The 25,924-nt window shown below is 45.6% G+C and carries 27 protein-coding genes; 20 read left to right on the top strand and 7 right to left on the bottom strand.

Translation table 11 applies throughout. The annotated features are described in order from the left end of the window. Positions 1-31 precede the first annotated feature (31 nt). The 10 genes from OCV81_RS01755 (at position 32) to OCV81_RS01710 (ending at position 9,346) form a co-directional block, all read left to right on the top strand. Complete coding sequence (locus tag OCV81_RS01755; RefSeq protein ID WP_057249883.1) at positions 32-685, top strand: hypothetical protein; 654 nt, start codon at positions 32-34, stop codon at positions 683-685. A 25-nt stretch (positions 686-710) separates the two neighbouring features. Next, the gene (locus tag OCV81_RS01750; protein ID WP_370867199.1) at positions 711-1,361 is read left to right on the top strand and encodes a DUF5045 domain-containing protein; all 651 of its coding nucleotides are present in this window, start codon (positions 711-713) and stop codon (positions 1,359-1,361) included. A gap of 60 nt (positions 1,362-1,421) precedes the next feature. Continuing rightward, positions 1,422-2,549: a hypothetical protein gene (locus tag OCV81_RS01745; RefSeq protein WP_057249743.1), complete on the top strand. Its 1,128-nt coding sequence runs from the start codon at positions 1,422-1,424 to the stop codon at positions 2,547-2,549. An 18-nt stretch (positions 2,550-2,567) separates the two neighbouring features. Beyond that, positions 2,568-3,164 carry a conjugative transposon protein TraK gene (traK, locus tag OCV81_RS01740; protein ID WP_005815599.1) on the top strand — a complete coding sequence of 199 codons (597 nt, stop codon included), beginning with the start codon at positions 2,568-2,570 and terminating at the stop codon, positions 3,162-3,164. A gap of 12 nt (positions 3,165-3,176) precedes the next feature. Next, the gene (locus tag OCV81_RS01735) at positions 3,177-3,665 is read left to right on the top strand and encodes a hypothetical protein (RefSeq protein ID WP_057249745.1); all 489 of its coding nucleotides are present in this window, start codon (positions 3,177-3,179) and stop codon (positions 3,663-3,665) included. Beyond that, a complete protein-coding gene (traM, locus tag OCV81_RS01730; protein ID WP_057249747.1) occupies positions 3,662-4,873 on the top strand; it encodes a conjugative transposon protein TraM in 1,212 nt (403 codons plus the stop codon). The genes OCV81_RS01735 and traM overlap by 4 nt, the downstream gene beginning before the upstream one ends. Positions 4,874-4,946: 73 nt before the next feature. Continuing rightward, the gene (gene traN, locus OCV81_RS01725; RefSeq protein WP_057249749.1) at positions 4,947-5,834 is read left to right on the top strand and encodes a conjugative transposon protein TraN; all 888 of its coding nucleotides are present in this window, start codon (positions 4,947-4,949) and stop codon (positions 5,832-5,834) included. A 3-nt stretch (positions 5,835-5,837) separates the two neighbouring features. After that, positions 5,838-6,311 (top strand): hypothetical protein, encoded by a 474-nt coding sequence (locus tag OCV81_RS01720; RefSeq protein ID WP_057249751.1) that lies wholly within the window; start codon positions 5,838-5,840, stop codon positions 6,309-6,311. A 24-nt stretch (positions 6,312-6,335) separates the two neighbouring features. After that, a complete protein-coding gene (locus OCV81_RS01715) occupies positions 6,336-8,645 on the top strand; it encodes a type IV secretory system conjugative DNA transfer family protein (RefSeq protein WP_057249752.1) in 2,310 nt (769 codons plus the stop codon). Positions 8,646-8,656: 11 nt separating this feature from the next. Continuing rightward, positions 8,657-9,346: a TraX family protein gene (locus tag OCV81_RS01710; protein WP_057249755.1), complete on the top strand. Its 690-nt coding sequence runs from the start codon at positions 8,657-8,659 to the stop codon at positions 9,344-9,346. Positions 9,347-9,366: 20 nt separating this feature from the next. Here OCV81_RS01710 and OCV81_RS01705 read toward each other — a convergent pair whose 3' ends face one another. From OCV81_RS01705 to OCV81_RS01680, 6 genes are all read right to left on the bottom strand, one after another. Then, positions 9,367-10,953: an energy transducer TonB gene (locus OCV81_RS01705; protein ID WP_057249757.1), complete on the bottom strand. Its 1,587-nt coding sequence runs from the start codon at positions 10,951-10,953 to the stop codon at positions 9,367-9,369. Positions 10,954-11,016: 63 nt separating this feature from the next. Then, a complete protein-coding gene (locus OCV81_RS01700; protein WP_260303631.1) occupies positions 11,017-12,069 on the bottom strand; it encodes an immunoglobulin-like domain-containing protein in 1,053 nt (350 codons plus the stop codon). Positions 12,070-12,083: 14 nt separating this feature from the next. Further along, positions 12,084-13,433, bottom strand: a complete 1,350-nt coding sequence (locus OCV81_RS01695) for an energy transducer TonB (RefSeq protein WP_005649266.1) — start codon at positions 13,431-13,433, stop codon at positions 12,084-12,086. Between the two features lie 34 nt (positions 13,434-13,467). Continuing rightward, on the bottom strand, positions 13,468-13,938 hold the full coding sequence (locus OCV81_RS01690) for an immunoglobulin-like domain-containing protein (RefSeq protein WP_057249758.1): 471 nt from the start codon (positions 13,936-13,938) through the stop codon (positions 13,468-13,470). 31 nt (positions 13,939-13,969) lie between these two features. Continuing rightward, entirely contained in the window at positions 13,970-15,778 is a 1,809-nt protein-coding gene (locus tag OCV81_RS01685; protein ID WP_057249759.1) for an FEKKY domain-containing protein, read from the bottom strand. A 132-nt stretch (positions 15,779-15,910) separates the two neighbouring features. Next, positions 15,911-16,546 carry a glucosaminidase domain-containing protein gene (locus OCV81_RS01680; protein WP_036723701.1) on the bottom strand — a complete coding sequence of 212 codons (636 nt, stop codon included), beginning with the start codon at positions 16,544-16,546 and terminating at the stop codon, positions 15,911-15,913. A gap of 83 nt (positions 16,547-16,629) precedes the next feature. On the opposite strand from OCV81_RS01680, the gene OCV81_RS01675 reads away from it, so the two are divergent. From OCV81_RS01675 to OCV81_RS01635, 9 genes are read left to right on the top strand one after another with little or no spacing between them, the layout of a single operon-like run. Beyond that, a complete protein-coding gene (locus OCV81_RS01675; RefSeq protein ID WP_081023362.1) occupies positions 16,630-17,415 on the top strand; it encodes a DUF4099 domain-containing protein in 786 nt (261 codons plus the stop codon). Between the two features lie 11 nt (positions 17,416-17,426). Then, on the top strand, positions 17,427-18,743 hold the full coding sequence (locus OCV81_RS01670; RefSeq protein WP_057249760.1) for a MutS N-terminal domain-containing protein: 1,317 nt from the start codon (positions 17,427-17,429) through the stop codon (positions 18,741-18,743). A 29-nt stretch (positions 18,744-18,772) separates the two neighbouring features. Then, a complete protein-coding gene (locus OCV81_RS01665; RefSeq protein WP_005837618.1) occupies positions 18,773-19,003 on the top strand; it encodes a hypothetical protein in 231 nt (76 codons plus the stop codon). After that, the gene (locus OCV81_RS01660) at positions 18,987-20,312 is read left to right on the top strand and encodes an ArdC family protein (RefSeq protein ID WP_057249762.1); all 1,326 of its coding nucleotides are present in this window, start codon (positions 18,987-18,989) and stop codon (positions 20,310-20,312) included. The genes OCV81_RS01665 and OCV81_RS01660 overlap by 17 nt, the downstream gene beginning before the upstream one ends. 30 nt (positions 20,313-20,342) lie before the next feature. Then, positions 20,343-21,530: a toprim domain-containing protein gene (locus tag OCV81_RS01655; protein WP_057249764.1), complete on the top strand. Its 1,188-nt coding sequence runs from the start codon at positions 20,343-20,345 to the stop codon at positions 21,528-21,530. A gap of 5 nt (positions 21,531-21,535) precedes the next feature. Beyond that, a complete protein-coding gene (locus OCV81_RS01650; protein ID WP_057249765.1) occupies positions 21,536-22,276 on the top strand; it encodes a hypothetical protein in 741 nt (246 codons plus the stop codon). Positions 22,277-22,302: 26 nt separating this feature from the next. After that, positions 22,303-22,848: a topoisomerase C-terminal repeat-containing protein gene (locus OCV81_RS01645; protein ID WP_057249767.1), complete on the top strand. Its 546-nt coding sequence runs from the start codon at positions 22,303-22,305 to the stop codon at positions 22,846-22,848. Further along, entirely contained in the window at positions 22,845-23,390 is a 546-nt protein-coding gene (locus OCV81_RS01640) for a hypothetical protein (protein ID WP_057249770.1), read from the top strand. The genes OCV81_RS01645 and OCV81_RS01640 overlap by 4 nt, the downstream gene beginning before the upstream one ends. After that, positions 23,387-24,061 carry a hypothetical protein gene (locus OCV81_RS01635; protein ID WP_057249771.1) on the top strand — a complete coding sequence of 225 codons (675 nt, stop codon included), beginning with the start codon at positions 23,387-23,389 and terminating at the stop codon, positions 24,059-24,061. The genes OCV81_RS01640 and OCV81_RS01635 overlap by 4 nt, the downstream gene beginning before the upstream one ends. A 321-nt stretch (positions 24,062-24,382) precedes the next feature. Here the strand turns inward: OCV81_RS01635 and OCV81_RS01630 are convergent, their stop codons facing one another. Further along, on the bottom strand, positions 24,383-25,309 hold the full coding sequence (locus OCV81_RS01630; RefSeq protein WP_057249887.1) for a tyrosine-type recombinase/integrase: 927 nt from the start codon (positions 25,307-25,309) through the stop codon (positions 24,383-24,385). Positions 25,310-25,345: 36 nt separating this feature from the next. Here OCV81_RS01630 and OCV81_RS01625 point away from each other — a divergent pair. Further along, positions 25,346-25,924, top strand: a 579-nt coding sequence (locus tag OCV81_RS01625; protein WP_317259221.1) for a restriction endonuclease subunit S, incomplete at its 3' end; no start/stop codon positions are given.

Here is a 25,924-nt window from a genome sequence, read left to right as displayed (position 1 = left end):
GAATATAAGTATCATATCAGCCGGTATTATAATGCTGTTGCTGCCTGTAAAGGCTTCCGCTTTCATCATACCCAAAGACCTGCCGACCATCGAAGCACTCATAGCCCTGCACAAGGCCATAAAGAAGGACGAGGACAAGGCTCTTACAAGAGTGGCCACAAGCTATGGCGAGCAGTCGCTCATTGAAAAGGGTGCGGAAAAGTTCAATGATGTCCGGAGCACTCTGGATACAAGGCTGAACAATGCCTATTCATACCTGGTGCTGGCCGGTGCCATTTCTTCAACAGCCAACTCACTGTATCAGCTGGTAACGGAATACAAGGACTTTACCGGTAATACTTTCATTTATGTATCGAAGAAGCCTTTCGTGGCATGGTATTATGCCGATGCCAACGTAGCAATATCAAGGGAGATACAACACTGCTACAGACTGTATGCATCCGTAGCCGCTTCGGGTATAAACCTGATGAAGGCTTCCATGGATGAGAAGCTGAATCTGGTAATGACACTGAAGGCTTCCATCGACAGGGCAAGGTACATAATAGACAATGCTAATCTGTACTGTTTCCTTGTCACGGACTGCGGATGGAAGCCGGACTATATCTGGGAGATACTGAACTCCAATGTGAAGAATGAGATAGCTGAGCGTGTAATCAACAAATGGAATCAGGGATATGCAGGTTAGAATTATATTATTATGCCTGTTCTGCATGTCAGTTTCAGGTACAGTTACTGTTGCCAATGCCCAAAGCATAGTCAGTGACAGTGAAAAGCAGAAGCAGTGGAAGTCAATGGAGAACGGTCCGTGGGATTTTGCTCCGGACTGGTATTACTTTTTCCTGCATAAGAAATACTCAGGTGCGGAAATGTACTGGAAATGGGACTGGTTCAACTCCGGATTCCGTGTCCGTTTCAAGGAACCCAAGTCTGATGTGAAACGTATCATGCCGGTGCGTGTGACTGCCGAAGAGACGCAGAGGCAGAAAATCAAGAAAGTGGAGAGTGAGCGCAAATATATCGAGGAACTGTATAAGGAAGAACTGGCAAGGGAGGCTGACAGAAATGTTGACCTGATGTATGCCACTTACAAGGACGAGTTCAACCGTATGCAGGACTGTATCACGGACGGACTGCTCTACTGTATGCAGAAGAGTGACGGCAAGCTCCGCTATCAGGTGGACGAGCTGAGCCGCCAGAATGAAATACTCTGTGCGGATATAGCCTATATACACAAAACCGGTGTCGGTTATGGACTGGAGAACGCCAAGCGGCAGAAGGCATACGAGGAAGCCAAATCCAGGATGGCAGAACTGGTCAACAGGACTGCACACCTTTGTGCCGTTGCCGCTACACATTATTAGACATTCTCTATTATTGATGACAATTCAGGTAATAATATTAAACAAATAATAAAATCAAACATGAATCTACTGTTTATTCCGCTGACAATAGGACTTCCGGCCATTGACGAAAGTCTGGAAAAGCTGCTGACAGCTATGGAGACATTTCCCAATGTGGCCGTTCTCGGTGATGCCGTTTCAATGGCAAAGGCTCTCGGTCTGTGTCTGGCCCTGTGTGTCGGTTCATACGAATGCTGGATGATGATGCTCGGAAGGCGTGGTATGGATGTCATGAAGCTGTTGCGCATCATCGGCATTTCCCTGTGTATTTCATCCTCTTCATGGATATGCTCGGCTCTGCAGGTTCCGGGAAAGAGTCTGGAGTCCGCTACATGGGCTATGGCCAAGGCAAAGAACAAGGAAGTGGCTGCCTTCGAGCTGAAGGTGGCACAGAAACAGAGTGAATATCTTGACAGGTTGAGAACCGTGCAGGATTCCATAGCCACGGCAAAGCAGGTGGCCGAAATCGGTCAGGATGCTGCCTGGTGGGACAAGCTTATATATAATGTGGAGAATCTGGGCTCGACCATCAACAACTACGCACAGAGGGCTGCCGTGGCGGCTGAGACGAAGGTCAGTGAATGGATAAACGATGTCATACGTTTTGTCGGGGAACTGATTTTCCAGATGTCGTATTACGGGATGCTCGTGGCACAGAGGATTTTCATGGCCATCATGATGATATTCTGTCCGATCATGTTTGCTCTCTCGCTGGCACCGCCATGGAACTCGGCCTGGAGCCAGTGGATGTCCAAGTTCCTTTCCCTCTCGTTATGGGGATTCGTTACCTATATGTGCATCTATTATATAGACTTCATCCTTCTTTATAACCTGCAGCAGGACCTGGTGGCATACGACCATCTGCTGCACGGCTCGGTAAACTCATGGGAACAGATCGGCGCACTGGGACTGCAGGGAATAGGCTCCAACTGTATGTATGCCATGGGTATGCTCGTGGGTGCCTATATCATACGCTTCGTTCCTGAAGTGGCATCATGGCTGATTCCGGGAGGTGTAAGCTCGGGTACGGGTTCCGTTGCCGGTTCGGCTGCAATGGGCATCACTTCGGCTGCAGGTGGTATGGCCGGAAGTATGGCAGGTTCTGCCATGAAAGGAACAGGTTCAGCTGTCAGGTCATTGGTCAAATAACTTAAAATCTTTCATTATATGCTTATCGAATCACTTGCACAGAAAACCAGACTGGCCATGATGACGGTATTTGCGGTAATTGGAGGCTGCACCGTCATCTGTGCCTTTACGGTCTGGTGCTGCATTTCCCTTGTCAACGAGGAAAGGCAGCAGATTTATGTACTTGACGGAGACATTCCGTTTCTTGCCGAGCGTGCACGGCTGGAAGCCAACTTCACCATGGAGGCCAAGGCGCACATACAGCTGTTCCACCAGTATTTCTTCAACCTGCCGCCCGACAACGACTATATCAAATGGACAGTAGGGAAAGCGATGTATATGGCTGACGGGACTGCACTGAAACAGAAACAGGCCATGGACGAGAACGGTTTCTACTCGGACATCATTTCCTCTTCGGCTGTCTGTACCATCATGTGTGACTCCATTCAGTTTGACGAACATGAACGGAAGTTTACCTATTACGGTACGCAGCTTATCAAGCGCAGGACCAGGGACATCAGACGCTCGATGGTGACAACAGGTTACATCGAGTCCGTACCTAGGACAAGGAACAATCCGCACGGTCTGCTCATTACCGGCTGGAGGACTCTTGAAAACAAGGATTTGGACTATTGATATACTGATATTATGAAATCATTCAGAAAAAAGATACAGGAAAGCCGTCTGAAAACGCAACTGCTTGTCAGGTCGTGGTTGCAGCCCAAACTGGGTGTCATCGGAACAAGATACCGTCTGGCCGCAAGAATCAGACTGGCCAACAGATGGGCGGCTAAACATCCGAAAACGACATTCGCAGGTGTAGCAGGGACACTGCTTCTACTGCTTGTCAGTACCGTTGCCATAGATTCCGGCAACGGGAAACAGAGTGAGCCGGATGTCAGTTCGATAGCCGCAATGGAACCGGTGTTTCAGGGATTCCGTACCATCCAGGCAAACAAGGACATTCACCGCAGTGTATTGACGGACATGACGGTGAAGGGACAGTTACTGCGTCATGAACTGGACTCCATGATTGCCATACCTGTAAAGAGCCGTGAGGATTCCTTGCGGATCATCCTCAAATACCGGCAGCTGGAAAATATAGTCAAATCCATTAAAAACAATGATAACCCATGATTAAGATTAATTTCAAACAGCCCAAGTATATCTTTCCGCTGGTCATATTCGTTCCGCTGTGCGCACTGGTATACTTTGTGATGCAGACCTTCTCCGGTGGTGAGGAGACTGCCGGAACGGTAGCTACAGACCGTATCAACATGGAGCTTCCCCAGGCCAATGCCGAGGAAGCCGGAGACAAGATGTATGAGATGTCCAGACGTTTCGGTGACGAGGATGCCTTCACAGCCGTAAGCGGTATCGGGGAGGAAGAGCAGAAGAAGGAGGAACTGGAACACGGCTACAGCGAGGAAGAGCTGAACCGTCTGGATGCAGCCGAAGCTGAAAGACAGCGACAGCAGAGGGAACTTGAAGAACTGGAGCGTTCCCTTGCCGAATCAAGAAAGCATATCAATGCATATGCTTACGGGAACGGTCCTTCGGGAAACAGTGAAACGGGTTACGGAGGTATGGGCTATTCCTCACAGGATGAGTTTGCACGTGACCTTGAAGAGATTCAGCGAAGGAGCTATGAACGGCAGAAGGCCATTGAAAGCGGACTGGGTATCAAAGACCCGGAAGCAGAGGAAGCGGAAAGAAAGCACAGGGCTGATTCCATAGCCAGAGTACGTCAGGAGGAAAGGGAACGCAACCGTCCGAGTCTGGTAATCAAGTCTGATGACACCAATGCCGACAGGTTCAATACAGTTACTGCTCCGGATGAATTTGCCGAAAACAAGCTGATACGTGCCATGATTGACCAGACTACAAAGGCGCATGAAGGTACACGTCTGCGGTTCAAGCTTCTGGACGATGTGACGGTAAGCGGTACAAAGCTGAAAAAGGGAACTTACCTCTATGGAACGGTAACAGGTTTCGGACAGCAGCGTGTCAGGGCTTCCATAACCAGTATCCTTATCGGCGACAGGTTCATCAAGGTCAAGCTTTCTGTATTTGACAATGACGGTATGGAAGGTTTCTATGTGCCTGAATCGGCATTCCGTGATTTTATGAAGGATGCAGGTTCCAATACGGTACAGCAGAATATCAGTTTTGAATCCAGTGACGGTTACAGTACAGGTATTTCCACGGAGGCCATTGCACTCCAGTCACTGCAGAATATGTATAACTCTGCAACTTCTGCCATATCTTCCAATATCAGAAAGAACAAGGCGAAAATCAAGTACAATACTATTGTTTATCTGATAAATTCGGAGGATGCACGCTAATATACCGCTACTTAATATTGCGTTTATATCCGATTATAACAGTACCATTCATAAACTATAAAGATTACTCAATATGAAAACCAGAATTTTTCTGATAATATGCCTTATCACAGGCATAGCCGTACATCTGTCGGCCAACGAGAAGATATACATCAACCGAGAAGTGACTACGCACATTGTCATGCCCGAGAACATCAAAATGGTGGATATTTCCACTACTAAAATTATAGGCAACCAGTGTACAGACAATATCGTCCGCATCAAGCCTTATCTGGAGAATGATTCCATATCGTCGGAAGGTTACAAGGAAAACGAACTGCTGGGTACACTCACCATTATCGGTGAGCGTCATATTGCCCAGTATGACATTCTCTATACCGAATCACCGGATTGTGCTTCTACCATCTACAATGTATCCTACAATGAGACGCAGTCCTATATCAATCCGGAGGTTTCCATGCCTATGGCCGAGATTGCACGATATGCCTGGGCTGTCTATGGAAGCAGAAGAAAGTTCAACCAGATTGTATCAGACAAAAACGGAATAAGGGCATACATCAACAACATCTATTCCATCGGTGACTATTTCTTTCTGGACTATACGCTGAAGAACAGGACTAGGATTGCATACGACATTGAGGAAATAAGGGTAAAACTTACTGACAAAAAGGAGACAAAGGCAACCAACTCACAGACCATAGAGCTTACTCCGGTATTCTCCATGAACAACACCCGTAAGTTCAAAAAGGACTACAGGAACGTGCTTGTGATTCCGAAGCTGACTTTCCCTGAAGAGAAGGTGCTCCGTCTGGAGATTTCCGAGAACCAGATAAGCGGACGTGTAGTGGTACTCACCATCGAGTATGAGGACATTCTCAATGCAGACGGCTTCGACTCGGATATTCTGGACGGTGCCGACTATTACCCCTACTATTATATTGATCATTCCATAAAAAGATAGGCCATGAAAAAGATTCTGTTCATTCTGTTGTGCTCGGTTGCATTCATCGGTACATCGGCACAGACCGGAAAGGTTTCCGTCAATGCCGGATTCCTTTTTCCAAGTACGCTGAATGCCACTTTGGGTTATGAGTTTCCGCTTTCATACGGAAATGCGGTCGAAGTATACGGTGAGGTCGGGAATCACTGGCAGAAGCCGGTATGTCACAATTTCTGGAAAGGATATTTCTGGGATGGCAGTATGGTTTACAAGCACCGTCTGGCACGGTACAAGAACGGCATGATGCGCCTTCGTCTGGGGCCTCAGTTCGGTGCGGTACAGAAGAAGTTCTTCTTCGGACTGGAGGCCGGATTTGAATACAGCTATGTGTTCCGCAGCGGACTGGAGTTCTCTGTCATACAGAAGAACAATGTGAACTTCCTGCATGGGGATACCTTCCGCAACGGTCTGCTGTTGGGTATAAAGGTTCCATTTTAGCAAATTCATATACATTTAGAGCGTATGGCATTTGAAGAGACAAGGGAACAGCAGCAGATGTACAACTACTTCAGGAGTTGCATCTATATCTTTCTGATTATTGAAATCATCATGAATCTGCCTGTTACGGCAGACAACAGGGTTACACAGTTCGTACTCGACCTGCTGGCACGGTTCAGGGTATTCAATTCCGTATCGGGATGCAAGGTGGCCGAACTGATATGCATCTGTATTGTCTGTATCGGCACAAAAGCTGAAAAGTCGCTGAAGTTCAATGTAAGGACTATGGTCATCTATCCGGTACTGGCCGGTCTGACACTTGTAGGGCTTTGTTTTGTATTCCACGGCATGAGTTTCGGGTTCAGCTGGCTGGGATTTCCGGCCAACAGGCTTATGTATGCGGTCTGTTCGGTAGTCGGTACCATGCTGGTACATCAGGGACTGGACGGCATTGCCAAGTATTACAACTACAAGGTTGGTGAGGACCGTTTCAACTTTGAGAACGAATCGTTCCAACAGTCTGAAACGCTGGTCAGCAATGATTATTCGGTGAACATTCCAATGATATACTACTGGAAAAAGAAAATGCACAAAGGATGGATCAATATCATCAATCCGTTCCGTGGCACGATTGTACTGGGTACGCCGGGTTCGGGTAAGTCTTTCGGTATCATTGACCCGTTCATCAGGCAGCATTCAGCAAAGGGATTTGCCATGATGGTATATGACTTCAAGTTTCCGACACTTGCACAGACGCTTTTCTATCAGTACTGTAAGAACAGGAAAGCTGGTAAACTGCCTCAGAACTGCGGATTCCGTATAGTAAATTTTACCGATGTGGAATACTCCAACCGTATCAATCCGATTCAGCGGAAATATATCCCCGATTTGGCTGCCGCTTCTGAAACGGCGGCTACTCTTTTGGCCTCGCTCAACAAGGGAGGTGGAGAGAAGAAGGGCGGATCGGAAGCATTCTTCACTAATTCTGCGGAAAACTTCCTGGCTGCCATCATCTATTTCTTTGTAAACTTCCATCCGGTAGGATTCAGGAACGGCAGGAAACTGAAGCGTTTCATATCACTGGAGGGAAAGAAGCTGGAGATTGTCATACGCAACTGGGATGACTTCAATGCCATAGACAAGGACGGCAATGTGGTCCTTGATTTCGTGGATGAGAACGGCAATGACGTATCGACTGACGAGGACCGTATGTTTGTGGACCTGAACGGATACAGTTATAAGGACAGGACCGGCAGGAAGATTCTGATTCAGAGGTGCTGGTATGAGGACGAACATGGCAATGAGGTGGAACCGGATACCGTAACCGGAGAGTTTTCGGATATGCCGCATGTGCTTTCATTTCTTGGGAGACCATACGACCAGGTATTCAATATTCTGATGCAGGATGACAGGATTGCTTCGCTGATGGCTCCTTTCAAGAGTGCATACGAGAATAAGGCGAATGACCAGCTTGAAGGTATGGTCGGTACGCTTCGTGTGAATGCCGCACGTCTTGTGTCTCCGGAAGCGTACTGGGTATTCACCGGGGATGATTTCGACCTGAAGATTTCTGACAAGGCTAATCCGAGCTATCTGGTGATTGCCAATGACCCGGAAAAGGAACAAGTTATCGGCTCGCTCAATGCCCTGGTACTGAACCGCCTGATTACAAGGGTGAACTCAAAGGGTAACATCCCGGTGAGCATCATCGTGGATGAACTTCCGACACTGTACTTTCACAAGATAGACCGTCTTATCGGTACGGCTCGTTCCAACAAGGTTGCCGTGACTTTAGGTTTCCAGGAGCTTCCTCAGCTGGAAGCTGACTACGGCAAGGTAGGTATGCAGAAGATTATCACCACCTGCGGTAATATCTTCATGGGTGCGGCACGTAACAAGGAAACGCTGGAGTGGGCACAGAATGATGTGTTCGGAAAGGCCAAGCAGACTTCACGCTCCATTTCCATCAATGACCACAAGGTATCAACCACAATATCTGAGAAGATGGACTTTCTGGTTCCTGCAGCCAAGATTGCGGATATGGCAACAGGCTGGCTGGCCGGACAGGCTGCACGTGACTTTACGGCTACCGATGACAGTATGCTTGACCATTTTGACATCGAACAGTCGGAAGAATTCAAGACCACAAAGTATTTCTGCAAGACGCATTTTGACATGAAGAAGATTAAGGACGAGGAAAAACACTATGTTCCTCTTCCTAAAATCTATGAGTTCAAGAATGACAAAGAGAAGGAAATCCTGCTCAACCGTAACTTCAAGCGTGTGAATCAGGAAGTGGAGGATATGGTAAAGGAACTTCTCGGTATCAGCTAAACATATAGCCTATGAATCTGACCTTAAAACCGGCATTCGGACTTAGCGGCAGTGCGCTGAAAGTCATTGCTTTGATTTCCATGGTGATAGACCATATTGCTCTCTATCTGATGGAGCATGGTACCGTATTATACGAAACGATGCGCTGTGTAGGGCGCATCGCTTTTCCTGTATTTGCCTTCCTGATAGCGGAAGGGTTTATTCATACCAGAAGCAGGTACAGGTATTTCTTTACCCTGCTGGGCTTTGCCGTAATCAGTGAAATACCCTGGTATCTGCTGAATGGTGCTGACAGGACACATAATGTGATGTTTACACTGGCTTTGGGTGTGGCCACGCTTATGGTTCTTGAAAATCTTCTGCAACGTAGTCTGGTACTGGGATTCTTTTGGACAATTGGCATGGCCGGACTCGCTTCTTGGCTTGGAGTGGATTATGAATGGAGAGGGATTATTGTTATCGTTATATTTTATCTTTTTAATGTATATGGTCACTCTTTCCCATATAGTAGAGGTATGCAATTTTTTTGCACATTTGTTTTGATGATGCACTACGGGATAATTGGTGCTATAATGGCCTGCATGATTCTATATCTGTATAATGGTACAAGAGGGTTTGTACAGGGAAGCATAGCCAAATATGGTCTCTATGCTTTTTACCCAATTCATATTTTGCTAATCAATCTCTATATGAAATACTAATAACATATATTTAATAACTTTCAGTTTGTTGTGTACGAGGAAAAATAAACAGGAATGGCATACCTCACTTTCTGAGGTTTTCCACTCTGCCGACCCGGTTTCCATTTCGGCATCAGTCTCACTACACGAAGGGCTTCTTCGTCCAACTCCAGATTAAGTCCCCGCAGCACCACTGGATGAATAATGTTTCCTTCTTCATCTATCACAAACTGCACGATGACCCGAGGAATTACAACTGTTTCAGGCACAAGCGACTTGTCATAGTTCAGGTTCTTCCGAATAAAATCCATCAAAGCCGACATACCTCCAGGAAACTCCGGCATCTCCTCTACCACGTCATACGCAATATCCATATCCTTTTCCTCTACAACTTCCTGCAAAGGCTTTGAAGAAGGCTCCTTGTCCGCTGCGTCCCGCTCTTCCACCTCGTTGCCAATCCGAAACTCCGCAGCAAAATACCAGTCGCGATAATTATCCCCAATATCCATTTCCTTCACCACACGATAGATGCCGGGCGTAAGCACATGAAGTGACGGATACAAACTGGCTGAAAAGGGATAGATTTTATTGGATGGAAGAAAACGTTCTTCAAGTGTCCAAACCGTTGCTCCAGGCAAAGACAGCCATTTTTCACCTTCTTTCCGAAGTACCTGGTACGGCGACCCCATTGAGATACTCCGTCCGCTCCGGTTCACGATTCTCACCGCTACGGATTCTGTATTCAGCGGATACACCGCTTTCTCCGTGTACATCTTGATGCCGAAAGTATCCGTACACATCGGTTGGGTGAAATAAGTAACCACATCCTCTTTTCCATCGTTCACCACGATTGCCGCATAATTCAGCACCTTCTGCCGGAACTCTTTCTGCAATGCCTCCGAGTTCACCATACACGACATATACAATGTGTCATTGTCCTGGAATCCCCAAGTATTCAGGTTTTCTATGACACGGTCCTTGGGATGCTTCTCTCCATACCAGTTAATTTTGTCAAGCAATTTCTGATGCTGGGCCTTTGATACGAGTTCAAACTCAGCGTATGCCGTACGTGTATTCCGGTTGAATGATTTGTAAATGCGATACCTGCCGGGACGGTTCTTGTCCGTATAAAACTGAATGGTCTGCCGGTGCGTAGGGTAATCGGGCGTAAACACCCACAATACATCGTTGATTATCGGATTGGTCGGCTGAGGTTCCCATTGCTTTAGTGCTTCGTTGTAATATACCAGACTATACCTTTCCCCACTGTCATATTTCTGATTTGCACGATTGGTAATGAAGACCTTGACCTTGGAAGTCGCTACAGGATAATAATCATATTCCGTACGCATGGAAAGCGAATCTGCAGAAAGAGGACGGCCAACAGGAATATCCCGTGCCACCGGTTCCAGCACCATCGCCACCGGTCGAGGCAGATTGTCTGTCGAAGTTTCCGTATCCGGTTCCTCTACTGCAAGTGTGTCATCCGTTACTTCCGGACTCTGTACTGCCGGAGGAGTCTCCTTTACCAAAGCAACATCCGATTGTGCTTTTCGCTTGCCCGTACAGCCGGTACACATCATGCAAGCCACCGCCACAAACAATTGAAAAAGTGCATTTGTTTTCATACGCTATACAATAAAATTCTATTTCCCTGTTCACCTAATAAGAATAAAAGGGTATTTAACGCATTATTTAATCTCAAATTCTGCCGACATCAACCATTTCTTTTGCCCGCCAATAAAAGAAATCTCCTTAAATACCTTATAAATACCCGGACAATTTTCATTAAAGATAGGGTAAAGACACGCATCAAAATGGTAATCCTTACCCGAGGGAACCCCAATTCCAATATCTAACCAAGAATTGTTACCATTCAAAAGAATCCATTGGTTGCCCTCTTTACGGACCACTCCATAATCCTCGCCGAAAAAAAGAGTCCTCTTACTATGATTGGTCAACGTCACCGATACTGTTTCCGTCCCAACCGGATAAGATTGATGCTCTGTCCTCATCCGTATCTGCAACGTATCGCTATAAGTAGCTTGAATCAACGGTATATCTCCTCGAAAAGCACCGTGACTTACAGACGAATAACTTAATACTTTACGACGAAACATTTCCTGAAACCGGAGGTCGTTATTCATCAACATTACAAAAATAGTATCGCCCTGAGTATAAGTCATAAGAATATTTTGTGCTACTGTATCAGTCTTATCGTTTGCACCTTTTCTATTATAGTCATCGATTCGTCTGCGTAACTCCAACACTCCCTTGGAATCTACCAATTCAAAAAACGCATAATGCTTCTTCACACTATTAACAAAACATTTACCAATACGGTATTTACCCACCCGTTTTTTTAAACCAGTAATATCCAAAGGAACAAGCTGGCACACGCCTTTATATCCAGATGGAATGAGCAAGGGAGTATCCGGAACCGTATCTACCGGCAAGGCTTCCCACATATTCTGGTCCTCATCATAATATTCCAAAGTATATGCTTGCCGGCCTCCACAAATATCCTTAGAATGGTTAGTCACTTGAAGCACCACTTTCGTCGTCTTCAACGGATAATAATCATATTCTGCCGATATATCAATCAAATCGTCTGACGCCAAATGCGTATTCTTATCAGTTGATGTATTCGACTGATGATGGGTTTCCATACAACCTGCCAGCAATCCATTTGCTACCAGAATGCCCCATAAGAAAAAACAAGCTAAAAATCTGTTTCTGTTCATTATTCACACTCAATTTAATTCGTATTCTGCACAGAAGGTTTAAATGCAACAGGAAAAACAAACTGTACGTTCCGGTTCTTCCCGGCTTGTCTGCCCGGTTTCCATTTCGGCATCAGACTAACGATGCGTAAGGCTTCTTCATCCAACGCCGGATTTGTACTCCGCAACACCACAGGGTTAGTGGCATTTCCCTTCTTATCTACTACTATTTGAATGATGACACGCTCATTCTTTTCAGCCTTGTCATGCCGCAGGTTTTTCCGGATAAACTCCATTAAAGCAGGCATACCACCGGGAAACTCTGGCATCTCCTCCACTACCTGATAAACTGTTTGCTCATCTTCCTTTGGAGCCTCCACATAATTCTTTACTGTCGTTTTTGGTATCGGAGTTTTTTCAGCCCGTTTGGCTTTCTCGTAATTGTCCGTCAGACGAAATTCTGCCATCATCCGGATATTTTCTCTTGACTCCAAAGACACCTCATAGAAGAATCGGTAGCGTCCCGATGCATTCCCATTGACTTCTGGATACAATCTCGCAACAAACTGACGTGATGAACCAGGAGTAACATAATAGGCAATATCCACTGCAAATGTATTAATAGGCAGTTCATACCATTGACCATCTTTCCCTTCGTAAGTAATGAAATAATGCTCTCCACAAGTAATCGCCTCATTACTTCCGTTCATGAGAATGAATGAAGCAGTGGAAGCCGTATCAGCATAAACAGTGTATTCCGGATACAGGCAAATACCGTGCGCTTCGGACACACCAGTGACATTATTCCGAACGGGCTCTTCCGGACCAGAAAAACGAATGGCAGGCGAATCCATCAGCAACCTGCGGAATTCCGCACGGGCTTCCGGAGTGTTACGGATAAAGGTCACTTCAATGAAATGGAGCGTACTTCCCCACATCATCATATTAGCTTTCAATTTACCTTCCGGCAAAGCATTATACCGTCTGTTCAGTTCATCCAATAAATCTTTAAGCTGTTTTTCTGAGAAAATACTGTCGGTCATCATTTCGATACGGAAAGCCTTGCTTCTCGACACCTCTTCCAGTATCTTCCGTGCCCGCAGCGTATCACCCCGTACCTGAAGGACCAGTGTGTTTCCGTCAAAATAATGTCCCTCTAGAAAATCCGGACAACGGGGACTCCCGATAAAATCTCCGATGCTGTTCGGATCATCACCGTAAGCCTTACTCAAGGCATCAATAACTTTATGACCTTCAGCCTGGTTAGGAACAGGCACATAAGGTACGACTTCTGAGGCTTCCGCTTTCTTTTGTTCCGCATTACTGATGCAGCCTACCATCAGCAAGAAAACGCAAGCCGGTAAATATAGTCCTTTTCTTCTCATTGTATTATCGATTTTTCCGTGAAACAATTTTCCGTTATTTGTCTATCCAGAACTCGGCACTTACTGTAATTTCTTCCCTCCCGTCATGAAATGATTGAATAATCCGATATTTTCCGGATGTAATTCCATAGCAACTGACAGGATAACTAAAACAATAATAATCAGGAGCAAAGTTTAACTGCATACCTACATCTCCAAAGCCATACATTCCATTCATCTTTGCACCTATCCACGAGCCGTTTTCCCATTTCTGCAATGTCCAGTCACCACCAAAAATCAGCGACTTACGCTTAGGATTCAATAGGATAGAATACACATTCTTCGTATCAAGCGGATAATGGTTCTGTATCATATTCATCCGCACAGTAGTCCCTAACGTATCACAGTTCAGGCATTGTGCATCGGCAGGTCCAATCTGTACAACCTGTTTTTTTGATGCCGTGCGATTGCATCCCAGTCCGCATATTGCCATTATCGTCACGAAATAAATATATTTGCTTTTCATGTCCTACACATTCTATTTTGATTAAAAATATCTATTTCATCAGCACTGGTTTATCCCACGATGTATAGCCGATAACCAGCACATCAGCTTCCGGATTAACAATAGTAGAAGAGTCCAGTTTATATTGAATTACAAGTGTATCTTTACCTGCCTTCAATAAAGTAGGGACATTCATCACTTTTTTAAAAGTGTCCAATGCTGCTTTCCGAAACGAGCGGTTGCTGCAAGAAATGATTTTCGGTTGCACGATATATCCGTTACTGTCCACTGCATATTCAATGCGAAGCAGACACTCTTTTCCCTTGCTCAGCAACTTTACCGGATATTTGCTTTCCTTATGTAAGGTTTTAATAAACCATTTATAGTCACGAAATTCATCTAAAGATTTATCCAGACCAAATATTCCTTTCGGAGCCTCCTTGCGCCATGAAGTGCCAAACTTCTTATCCAGATAATCAAAAACCACCTGATTATAAGCCGTCAGCAGATGATTGGGAACACCTAGATAACAGTCCAGTGTTCCATCTTTCTTCAATGGATAAAAAACGTCATAACCCACGCCGTACTTTTTCCAGAAAAAGTGTGTTCGGATTTTCTGTTCATGCTTTTCCGGTATTACCAGACGCAACTTGGGATGTCCATTGAGGATGTTTTCTTTCGACAACTCCGGCGAACAGTCATATTTCAAAATATAATCATACCATAAAGGAAGCACCATACGCAGCGTGTCATTATGCTGCGAAGGGAGAGTTATTACCGTATCACAAGGAGCCGGTCCCACATATTCCGCTTTCAGATGATAAGTTCCGGTCTCCAGTCCCTTTATCCGGAAGCAGCCGGTAGAATCTGTCAGCCATCCTTGAAACGGTTGTTCAGCTATGCTCAAATTGGAGCCTACCAGTACATCATGTACTACATCATAAGGAGGACGTTGACGGACAGATTCACCATACACCCGACCCACAATCGTGTATTTTGCAGAATCACCCTTATTATGCGTTATATCCCCCCTCAAAGGCATAGTAAAACTCCGATATTCCATAGTGTACTTCCCGTTGATAAAAAGCACCTCCCATGGATAAATGGATTTCAGTGTTTCTTTGAGGGCAAGAGCCAGCGGGTGATTTCCGTCGTTTATCATTTTTCGCGAAGTACGCAGAAAAATGAAACGTACGTCACAGTCTACGAAGTGACCGTCCTCCGTCGTCTGAAAATCACTTAGCGAAAAAAGGAACCGTTCTCCACGGTATTCAGGAAACCGCTCCCAAGGAAACCGACGCACAATCTCCCCATATGCCTTTGCCAGATTCAGTCCGGCTCTCCGGTAATTATGATAAGTCTGCGTTTCCAGCACTTTACCGTTCCGGACGGTCAGTACCTGCTCCGTTTCCATGTTACGGTCGAAACCGTCATGCACGTATCTCACCAAATCACCTTTTCCGGCCCGAAGTTCCCCACTGAACCAGCGGGCTTGAATCGTCCCCGCCCGACAATAGGCCGCAAAAATCGGCTGCAAGTCCTTCACCTCATACACCCGTGTAGATTTCTTCTTGCCGACCTCTTCATAGACATCCGCCTCTACCCGTTGCAGGCAAAGATACCCGTCACGCACCTCCCAGAAAGCGGTATATCCGCTATAATTGCCAGTGGACCGACTGACATTTTCCGGAAGAAAATCTCCCATCCGCCTGCATAGCAGGGAGTCGTATCCTATCGGCTTTGCCATCAAAACCCATTCTTCTCCTTCCAGACGAATCACATCACCCGATTGTCCTGTAGCCTTTGCAAAGGTGACGATAAGTGAAAGTAATATCGCAACAATAAAAAATTTTATACGCATAGCTTATTTACTCATATGTATGATATTCCCCTCTAAAATAGCAAAAACTATTTGAAAATACAAGGTTTCTCCGTATACTTTATACTTTGCCTTACTTTCAACAAGAGTAAATAGATAATGCTGAGTTTTAATCTATAATATCATTATTACATCTGTAAGAGTAGTAATGTAATCCTTATCTTCCGCATAACCGATCTCATCAAGCCAAAGCAAATAGTTACCACCTTTATATTTGTATTGAACTTTTGTATAATAAGCCCGAACACTTTCCGTCCAATGATTGAATTCATAGTATTTCCCTGTACGTGGATTGGTAAGTCCGAAAAGATTATGCTTATTTCGACATACCGATGAACGGAACCATCCGGTTTCCAGTATAGCCTGAGCCAATACGATTTTGGGATATAGGATTCCGTTTCTAATGATTTCTTTATAAAGGTTGGGGATGGTAAGTTCAGGAAGATGATTTTCTGATTTAGTAATATCATCTGTTTTCTTTTGCAGTTCTGTTTTTAGGGATGCATTCCTGTCACTATTCCGGCTGATATTTTCCAATTTTTTCTGATTGTCCGGCCCGACAATCAGGGTATCTTTTACCATCATCTTATTCTTTTTCCCTTCTGTAACATCCTTTGCTGCACGGTTATAAGACTCTTTTCGTCTTTCTGTAGGCAGAATTTCCGAATCTCTGGTTATCGTATAGAACTGTGCCGATACGCTTACCGGCAGTAGCATCAGAAGCAGTGAAATCAGAATAGTGTTGCGCATTTCTTTTTCAGGGGATTGCCGTAAATACATTTGTGGCATTCAGGCGGTTAGAACCGCAAATATAACAGCTTAATTACAGTAATATGGAAATGCACAACAGAAATCAGTCCGATTTATTGCCATACGAGAAACTGGCAATACTGGGTATCGACCGTGAAAAAGCGGACAGCTTACCCATGGAAGTGAAGGAGAAGCTGATGGCAGGTGAAGTGACTCCCATCATGCAGGTATCCATCAACGCAAGGAACGGCAGCATCATTACCATGCCGATGAAGCTACAGATGACTACAGACAAGAACGGTGCTCCGGCTCTTATAGCTTATCCGGTACGTGCCGAACTGGACCGGGAACGCAACAAGGTTCTCAATCTCACTCAGCAGGAGGCTGAACGCCTGGCCAGAGGTGAGGTAATACAGAAGGCGGTCAACGTAAACGGTGAAAAGACTCAGCAGTATCTCCAGCTTGATCCGGAAACGAAATCCGTCATTCACAGACGTGTTACAGACATCAAGCTGGAGCAGCGTCTGAAGGACATGGAGAAGGTAAACGACATTGAACTGGGTATGCAGCAGAAGCAGCAGGTACGGGAGGGAAAACCGGTTGAGCTGAATGTGGGCGGCGAGAAGGTTTCAGTCGGCATTGACCTGAAGGAGCAGCAGGGATTCAGGCTTATCAAGGGTGACATGAAGGAATGGGAAAGGCAGCAGAAGCTCCGCTATGACGAGATTCATCCTGAATACCTCGGCCTTGTCATGACTGACAAGAACCGATGGGAGTATCAGAAGGTGGTAGACAAACAGACCGTGGAGCGTGCCATTTCCCTCTCTCCATCCAGAAAGGAAACAAAAGCAAACTGCCTTAAACTTTAATACTGATTTCTATGGCCAAAAAGACAGATTCAGATAATAATAACGGTATCATCCGGCAGTTCAACGAACTGAAGAAGAAGCATCCGGATGCCATGCTGCTGTTCAGACGGAACAGTTTCTATGAACTCTATAAGCAGGATGCCGTAAAGGCTGCCGCAGTGCTTGCCATCGAGATTACAGACAGGATGCTGCCTGACTACAAGAGACCTGTAAAGGTTGCATCATTCCCTCAATCAGCACTTGACGTTTATCTGCCCAGACTGATACGTTCCGGAATAAGGGTTGCAATCTGTGATGCACTGGACAGTTCTTTGAAGAAGACCGGACAGGACAAGGCTGAGAATAATGACAGAACCATTCAAAACAATACAGATATGGGAAAGAAGAAAAAGGAACAGGGTATGCAGGAAGCTCCTGACAGAACAGTGGAGAACACTGTTGATGTAAAACCAGCAAGGGAAAAGAAGTCGAAAGCCAAAGCTGAAACCAAAGCTGAGACCGGGACGGATAATGAGGTAAAGACCGAAAAGAAGGACGAACAGAAAACGGAGACAGCCCAGGAACGAAAGCCCCGTGAGCCGCAGATGGTGACTGCCAACGGTGAGAAGGTTACTCACGGCCATGCCTACCAGAGTACCACGAATCCTGCCGAATGGTACTTTACCGCAAAGATTGACGGACAGCAGCTCAAGCCGCAGAAGATGGATGCAGCAGACCTTGCTGCCTATCAGAACAAGGAAATGACTGTACCGCAACTCATGGAACGCTACTATCCGACAAAGCTGATGCCAAAGGTTTCTGAGGAAGCCTTCCGTATGCCAATGGAGATTGCAGGACCGGACGGTTCCATAACCGTTAACAAGTTCAATGTCTATAAGGAGAAAAACGAGCAGCGTCCTGACTTTGGGAAATACAAGTTCTATGTTCAGGTTGGGGATACGAACATGTCTGCCGTGGCTTCACGCCAGGACCTGAATGCCTACTTCGACAGGGTGGCCACTCCAAACCAGCTTATTGAGAAGAACTTCGGGGAACGTCTGCATCTGAAATCCGCATACGAGAAGTATCAGCTTCCTGAAGGTGTTGACCCCAAGGGTGTGCGTGTGGCCAAGGACAGGAACGACAACAAATGGAAGGTGTCGGTTGACCTCGGAGAAAAGGGACAGACTTCCCGGCATGAAATCTCCTTTGATGACGGTTATTCGCTTTTCAAGACCAAGACAGCCACAAGGGAACAGATTGCGGCCAAATATCTGAATACGGAAATAACCGGTATGCTTGCAGCCAATACCGCAAAGGTGGAGAAAACGGCTTCTATGAAAATGTAACATAATCAGAAAAATAAAATACAAGTTATATGTCAGCTAAAATGAATCATGAGGAGCTTGTGGAGCTTCTGCAGGAGGGCAAGATAGGTTTCCTCCGCTTTGTTATGGACAGTGAGAATGCAGATGATTATCTGGAGTGGTGCCGTTCACACGGTACTGACCCTTCGGATGAATCGGCCGAGTTCTATGTGGAACAGACGGACATCGAGCAGATGGACCGTCAGGTAATGGATGACGACAGCTATGGCATCTGGAACTGACTCTCAGGGAAACAGCGGACAGGCGGCCATAGACCGCTTCGCTGCAATGATGATTGAGCGTATGCAGCAGATGAAGGATACCGGATGGAAACAGGGATGGATTGGCGGCGCATCGGGTTATGCCGGACTGCCGCAGAATGTGGGTGGCCGCAACTATTCAGGTTCCAATTCCTTCTTTCTTCAGATGCATACCGCAGCCATGAACTACCAGCTTCCGGTATATCTGACCTTCAAGCAGGCGCATAATCTGAAGGCTCATGTCCTGAAGGGTGAAAAGGCCTTCCCGGTGGTGTACTGGGATATGATGATAAAAGACAGTCACGGCAAGAGGATAAGCACGGAGGAATACCGTGCAATGAGCAAGGAAGAGAAGAAGAATATGGATGTCATTCCTTTCATCAAGTCATTCCCGGTGTACAATGTGGCGCAGACCAATCTGGCAGAAGTACAGCCGGAGAGGATGCAGAAGCTCATGGACAGATTCAAGGTTCCGGAACTTCGGGATACGGAAGGTATGTACACACATGCCGCACTCGACCGTATGGTGGAGACGCAACAGTGGCTTTGTCCGATATGTGCCGACAAGCGTGAGAACGGTGCCTATTATTCTCCCTCAAAGGATATTGTGGTGCTGCCCATGAAAGCGCAGTTCAATATCGGTGATTCCCTGGAAGAAACCTACCGTGGTGGAATGGAGTATTATTCTACCATGCTCCATGAAATGACTCACTCCACCATGACACCTGAGCGTCTGAACAGGGAGATGGGCGGCAGGTTCGGTGACCCGAAATATGCCAAGGAGGAGCTGGTGGCGGAACTTACGGCTGCCATGATCAGCCATTCCATGGGCTTTGATTCCAGAATAACGGACAACTCGGCTGCTTATCTGGACTCGTGGATTGGTGTACTGAAACAGGAACCGAAGTTTATAGTATCAGTCATGGCTGACGTGAACAAGGCTTCCGACCTGATTCTTGACCATGTGGACAAACAACGTCTGGCTCTCGGCGAGCAGCCTTATCTGGCAAAGAATGACCCGCTGACTCCTGTTAGTGCGGACGAGGAGATGCCTTTCAAGAATGCAGCTATTGTCAAGACCCGTTCCGGAGACTATGCCATCCGTGCGTCATACGATGGTGTAGAGCTGGGGCTGAAGAAGGTTTCCAAGGAAACGGCCAGAACATTCTTCCAGCTTACGGACTGGAAGGACAAGGAGGCTTTCCTGAACATGACGGCACGGAAGACATACGAACCGGAGATTACTATGATGGGCAGAAACCGGAATGCCGGTACAGGACTTGGTATATGAAATTCTGTATGACATCTTAAATCGGAAAGCATGAGTGACTACAAGGTTAATTTCAGGGAAATGAAATCCCGTGTGGGGATTGATGACATTGCATACGCCCTGGGATACCGTCTGGACAGGAAGGCCGGTGTCGGACGTTATATCGAGCTGGTACTCGGTGAAGGCGGTAACAAAAGGGATACGCTGATTGTCAGCCATCCGAACGACAAGGCGGCACAGACCTTCTTCCGCCGTGACGGTTCCAAGGGCGATGTGGTGACACTCATACGTGAGAATCTGTCTTCCTTTACCGTTTCGGGAAAGGATGAATGGCAGAAGATAGCCAAGGTCATGGCACGCTTTGCCAACATGCCGGAACCGGAATACAGGGAGGACAGGGAGTATGTTAAATCGGCGGGAAAATCATGCGGTGTGTTTGACGCTTCCAGATATGAGGTGAAGCCGGTTGATACAGGTGAAATACCGGGACTGTTCTTCCGGCGCGGACTGTCCAAAGCGACAGTTACGGTTCTTTCACCCTTTATTTCCCTTATAAGGGACAGGAACAACGGGAAGTTTGAAGGCTACAATATCGGATTCCCATATACTGACGGAAAGGGAAATGAAGTCAGAGGGTATGAAATCAGAGGACATGGCGGCTACAAGTCAAAGGCTGCCGGTACGGATTCGTCATCTTCGGCATGGGTGGCTGTTCCTTCGGGTATCAGTCCGGACAATGTAAGAAGCGTGTTTTTCTGTGAATCAGCTTTTGATGCCATGGCCTTCTACCAGATGAATCGGATACAGATTGGGGACAGTGCGGCTCTGGTTTCATTGGGCGGCACATTTTCCGACAGGCAGATAACCGGAGTTATGGAACGCTTTCCCAATGCACGTGCCTTCGACTGTTTTGACAACGACCTGGCCGGAAGGATATACGGACTGCGCATGATGGCTCTGCAGGAAGGTATTCAGATGAAGATAAGCAGGACTGACGGCGGCATCCGGATTGAAGCGAAAGGAAAGGTATTCGAGCCTGACATGGAGCGTCCCCTACTGGCTCAGGTTGCCAGACAGCTGAACATCCGCTACCGTATGGGACAGTGGCTTCCTCCGAAGGTTTTCAAGGACTGGAACGACTGTCTGCTGAACAGGCCGATGGAGCCGGTGATTTCACCACACAAAGAGGAACGTGAACAGAATCTGAGCGAACAAAGGAATAAAGGACGTAAAATCTGAATGATATGGACAAAATCAAGTTAAGAATAACGGTAGTGACTGCTTTGGCGGTTTTTCTGCTGAAAGGTACAGACACTTTTGCACAACAGACAGACCCGACTCTGACGGGGGCTGTCTTTGCACAGACTTCCACTCTGAAGAATATCTATGACAAACGTCAGAAGGCTCATGAGAAAATCATTGCTGCCGAGACTGCCGTAACGGTCGCTCTCGACAGGGTACACAGTGTGGAGAACAAGATGCTGGAATATCTTTCCAATGCACAGGGTGCCATGCAGAATCTCTATCAGATTAAGCGTGCCGGGGAACTGGTGGCCACGGAGATACCTCAGAACTGCAGCCTGCTGCTCAAATCGGTCGGCAGTAACCTGAAGGGAACGGCCATTGCTGCAATCGTCTCGGACGAGCTGGCTGATGCCGCAACCCAGATGGCTGCGCTTTATCCGTTCATGAAGCAGCTGGTGACTTCCGGAAGCTATGATACAGGCGGTTCTGACGGAGGCAAGGAGAAGCACAAGGTAAACCTGCTCAGTTCTTCCGAGCGGTACTACATAGCAAACGAGGTACTGACCAGACTGGAGGCTGTTAATACCGACCTCTTTATCCTGGCATGGCAGGTACGCACACTCTCATGGAACGACCTCTGGTTCTCTCTTGACCCGGAAGGATGGGCAAACGTGATGTCCGGCAAGAACATCATAGGAGGAATCGTTGCGGACTGGAACCAGGGGTTCTCATTCAATTAATTCAAACATTGTAATTTATCAGGAATATGGATTCAGAAAAGAAGATTATAGGACGCTGTCCGTTCTGCGGCGGCAACGTGGTGAAGACATGCAAGGGCTATCGCTGCGAGAACAACACAGGTGAGCATCCTTCATGTATGCTCAACATCAATGCCATCATCGGCAACCGGAAAATGAATGACGGGGAGATTGCTGAATTTTTAGAGAAACGCCGTATCCTTCTGGACGGCTTTTCCACCAAGGAAGGAAAGACTTTCCCGACAGTGCTGGAACTTGCTGATGACGGTGCAGTCAATATGCAGTCTGTTATCGGCAGGTGTCCGCACTGCGGCGGCGAGGTACGTGTGGGAACAAGGGCTTTCAACTGTTCCAACTACAGCAATCAGGAAGCACCGTGTTCATTCGCCATCTGGAGGAATATAGGAGGCCATCAGCTGACACTGGAAGAGGCGAAAGAGCTCTGTGAGAAGAACATTACTTCATCCGAACTGGAGATGTACCGGGAGGACGGTTCCATTTACCGCAAACGCCTCGGTCTTGCTCCGGACAAACTTCAAATCGTAAAGATATGAAACAGGGAAAGAAACTACTGATACTGCCTGCAGTGGCAGTTCTGCTCGGAATGGGAACCGGCTGTTCCGACAACAGCGAAAATAAGGCACAGGATATGGCCAAAAAGGCACTGATGGCTTCGGTGGACAATCCGGAATCCGTAAAGATTGTCGGAATCAGCAAACCGGATTCTGTATTTGGCCGTGAGTATGTTACCATGAAGGAGAAGATGGCTCTTTCTATTGCCATGATGAAAATCAGCCGCAGGTTTATGGAGGATACGGATTTTGATAATCCGAACGTAGAATGTCACGGGATGTCAGGGCAGATGAAGCGTCAGATGGATGCCATGACGGCACTCCGCTCTCTGATGGTTACGGGGGAGCTGAAGCCTGCAGGTGATGAAGCCATTCAGGAACGCAAGCCGTTCAGCGGTTGGAAGGTAAAGATAGAGTATGAAGCCACTGATTTTGACGGACAGCCATACCGTTCTGAATACTGGTTCATTATGGATAAGGAAGCGCAATGTGTTATCAGGTCATTTGAAATTCCACTGTTATGAAGCTGAAAAGATTTTTATTACCGATTCTGGCATGGAGTGGGCTGTTGCTCACTTCCTGTCATTGTGAACATGAAGAAGATGACGGTCTTTTATCTTCCCTTCAAGTCGGCAATGTAGTTTGTTCGGACGGAAATATATTGTCCATGGACAAATTCAAGCAATCTGACAAAGAAGCTGTTGCCATAGTTTTCCATGTAAACCGTAGTCCTGATGCTGACAATCTTGGTTATGCAGTTTACATTCATGATATGGAACCGCTGGCTTTTGCCGACAGTCTCGGTATTGACCAGGGGACTTCTGCATCATTGACTGATGAGGACGGAAATGAGAATACCTATTCTTTGTTCAACAATGATGAAGTCCAATCACCAATGGCTATCAAGTCTTTTGATCTGTGGAGTTATGGACAATCGGCCTATATTCCTTCTGTCCGGCAACTCTATTATTTGTTTTCTGTTCGGCATCAGATTAATAAATGTATAACTGAAGTCGGGGGAACTCCGATTAATCTGAATCCGGGTGAATGCTGGTTATGGTCTTCTACTGAAGTGGAAGGGCAAAAGGAGAATAAGGCTTGGCTTTACTCTATGCAGTCAGGAACTATTCAGGAGACACCGAAAGATCAACCTCATAAATCCAGGCCGGTAATTTCTATATATACGACCAAATAAATAAAAGTCTAAATATAGTTATCTGTAGAATTTCAGATACTATATTTAGACTTTCTTCTTAACAGACATTTATTTTTGTGCATTTTGATTTGAAATCCCTCTGTTATGAAACTGAAAAGAATTTTATTACCTTTACTGGCATGGAGTGAGCTGATGCTCACTTCCTACCATAGCATATAAGAAATGTTAACTTATGTAACAAGTATAACCTATATACACCCCTACTAATACAGCCAAACGCCTCTATGTGAAAAAGGCATTTGGCTTTGTATTTATAATCTACTGATTTTTTGTAATCTTATATAAAAGGTAAATATACTCTTACTTTCCTAATGATTTGAACATTTTTGTAATGCAACGTTTCTTCTGCTCCATATTAGGATGAACATAAAGATTAAGTGTGGTAGAAATATTAGAGTGACCTAACAAAACACTCACTGTTTTATAATCGCATCCGGCCTCAATACAGCGTGTTGCAAAGCTATGACGTAAACCGTGATATTTCAATTTGGGAATACCGAGCTTTTCCATCAGTCCGTTATAATAGTTACGGTACGTACGTGGTTCTGTGGGATGTTCATCGTTGGTAAGTACGTAGAAATCATCATTGACAATCTTCTTTAGTGGTTTAACTATAGCAAGCAATTCCTTGCTCATGGGGATTTCTCTGCATGAGTTTCTTGTTTTTGGGGAACTGATAACAAGTTCTGTATGTTTCTTTTCTCCTTCAACCATATATATACGTTCAATGGTACGGCTAACAGTTATAGTACCTTCTGTTATATTGATGTCATTCCATTTCAAGGCACATATTTCACCGATACGTAAACCTGTACTAAGACTTATATAAATGCCAAGCCCTGTAAACGTAAAATGACTCTGAATATGATCAAGTATTTTCCTATGATTAGAAACAGACAATACTTCCAGTTCCTTGTTCGCTGAATTTGTAGGATATTTGATGTCCCACTCATAGTAGTTCATCCATTCATTCTTTACTCCAAACTTCATCACCATTTTCAGAACGATCAGAATGTCTTTAATTGATTTAACACTCAATCCACATTCAATCTTTTCTAATACGAAACTCTGTACACTCTGTTCTGGAAGTGAGTCATTCTCTCCAAAAGCAGGAAGGAGGTGGTTTTCCAAAATCAATAAATATGCAGCCATTGTGGACTGCTTCACGTAAGGTCGCTTGTACTCTTTCCAGGCAACCGCAATTTCTCTAATAGTCTTGTTATTCATAAAATTCTGATAATTAATTCTCATAATTAAAGAAATATAATAAGAGATGTTCCAAATCTGAGATTCCCTGAGTTTACGGGGGAATGGAAAAAGTGTATTATAGGTGAATTAACTACTAAAGTAGGTAGCGGGGTGACACCAAGAGGAGGTGAAGCTGTATATAAATCTGAAGGTCATCCTTTTGTCCGTAGTCAGAATATTGGATTAGGACATCTGATATTAGATGATATTGCATATATAGATGAAGATACCCATCAACGGCAAAAGAATACAGAATTACAGTTAGATGACGTACTTCTTAATATAACGGGAGCTTCCATTGGTCGTAGCGCCTTGGTAAATCAACAGATAGTGGGTGGTAACGTAAATCAGCACGTTTGCATTATTCGTGCGAATAAAAAGCTTATACCCTCTTTTCTTTGCAATTTTTTGCTGTCTCAATATGGTCAAAAACAAATAGAAAGTTTTCAAGCTGGAGGGAATAGACAGGGGCTAAATTTTGAGCAAATCAAATCTATTAAAATCGGATTGCCATCAGTAGAAGAACAAAAGAAAATTGCAGATTTATTACTGCTTATTGAACAACGCATTACTACTCAAAACAAAATCATTGAG

Source organism: Phocaeicola fibrisolvens (genome assembly GCF_025567125.1).
Lineage (GTDB): Bacteria > Bacteroidota > Bacteroidia > Bacteroidales > Bacteroidaceae > Phocaeicola > Phocaeicola fibrisolvens.
Note: the sequence above shows the minus strand (reverse complement) of the source record. Positions and strands in the feature narration are given on the sequence as shown.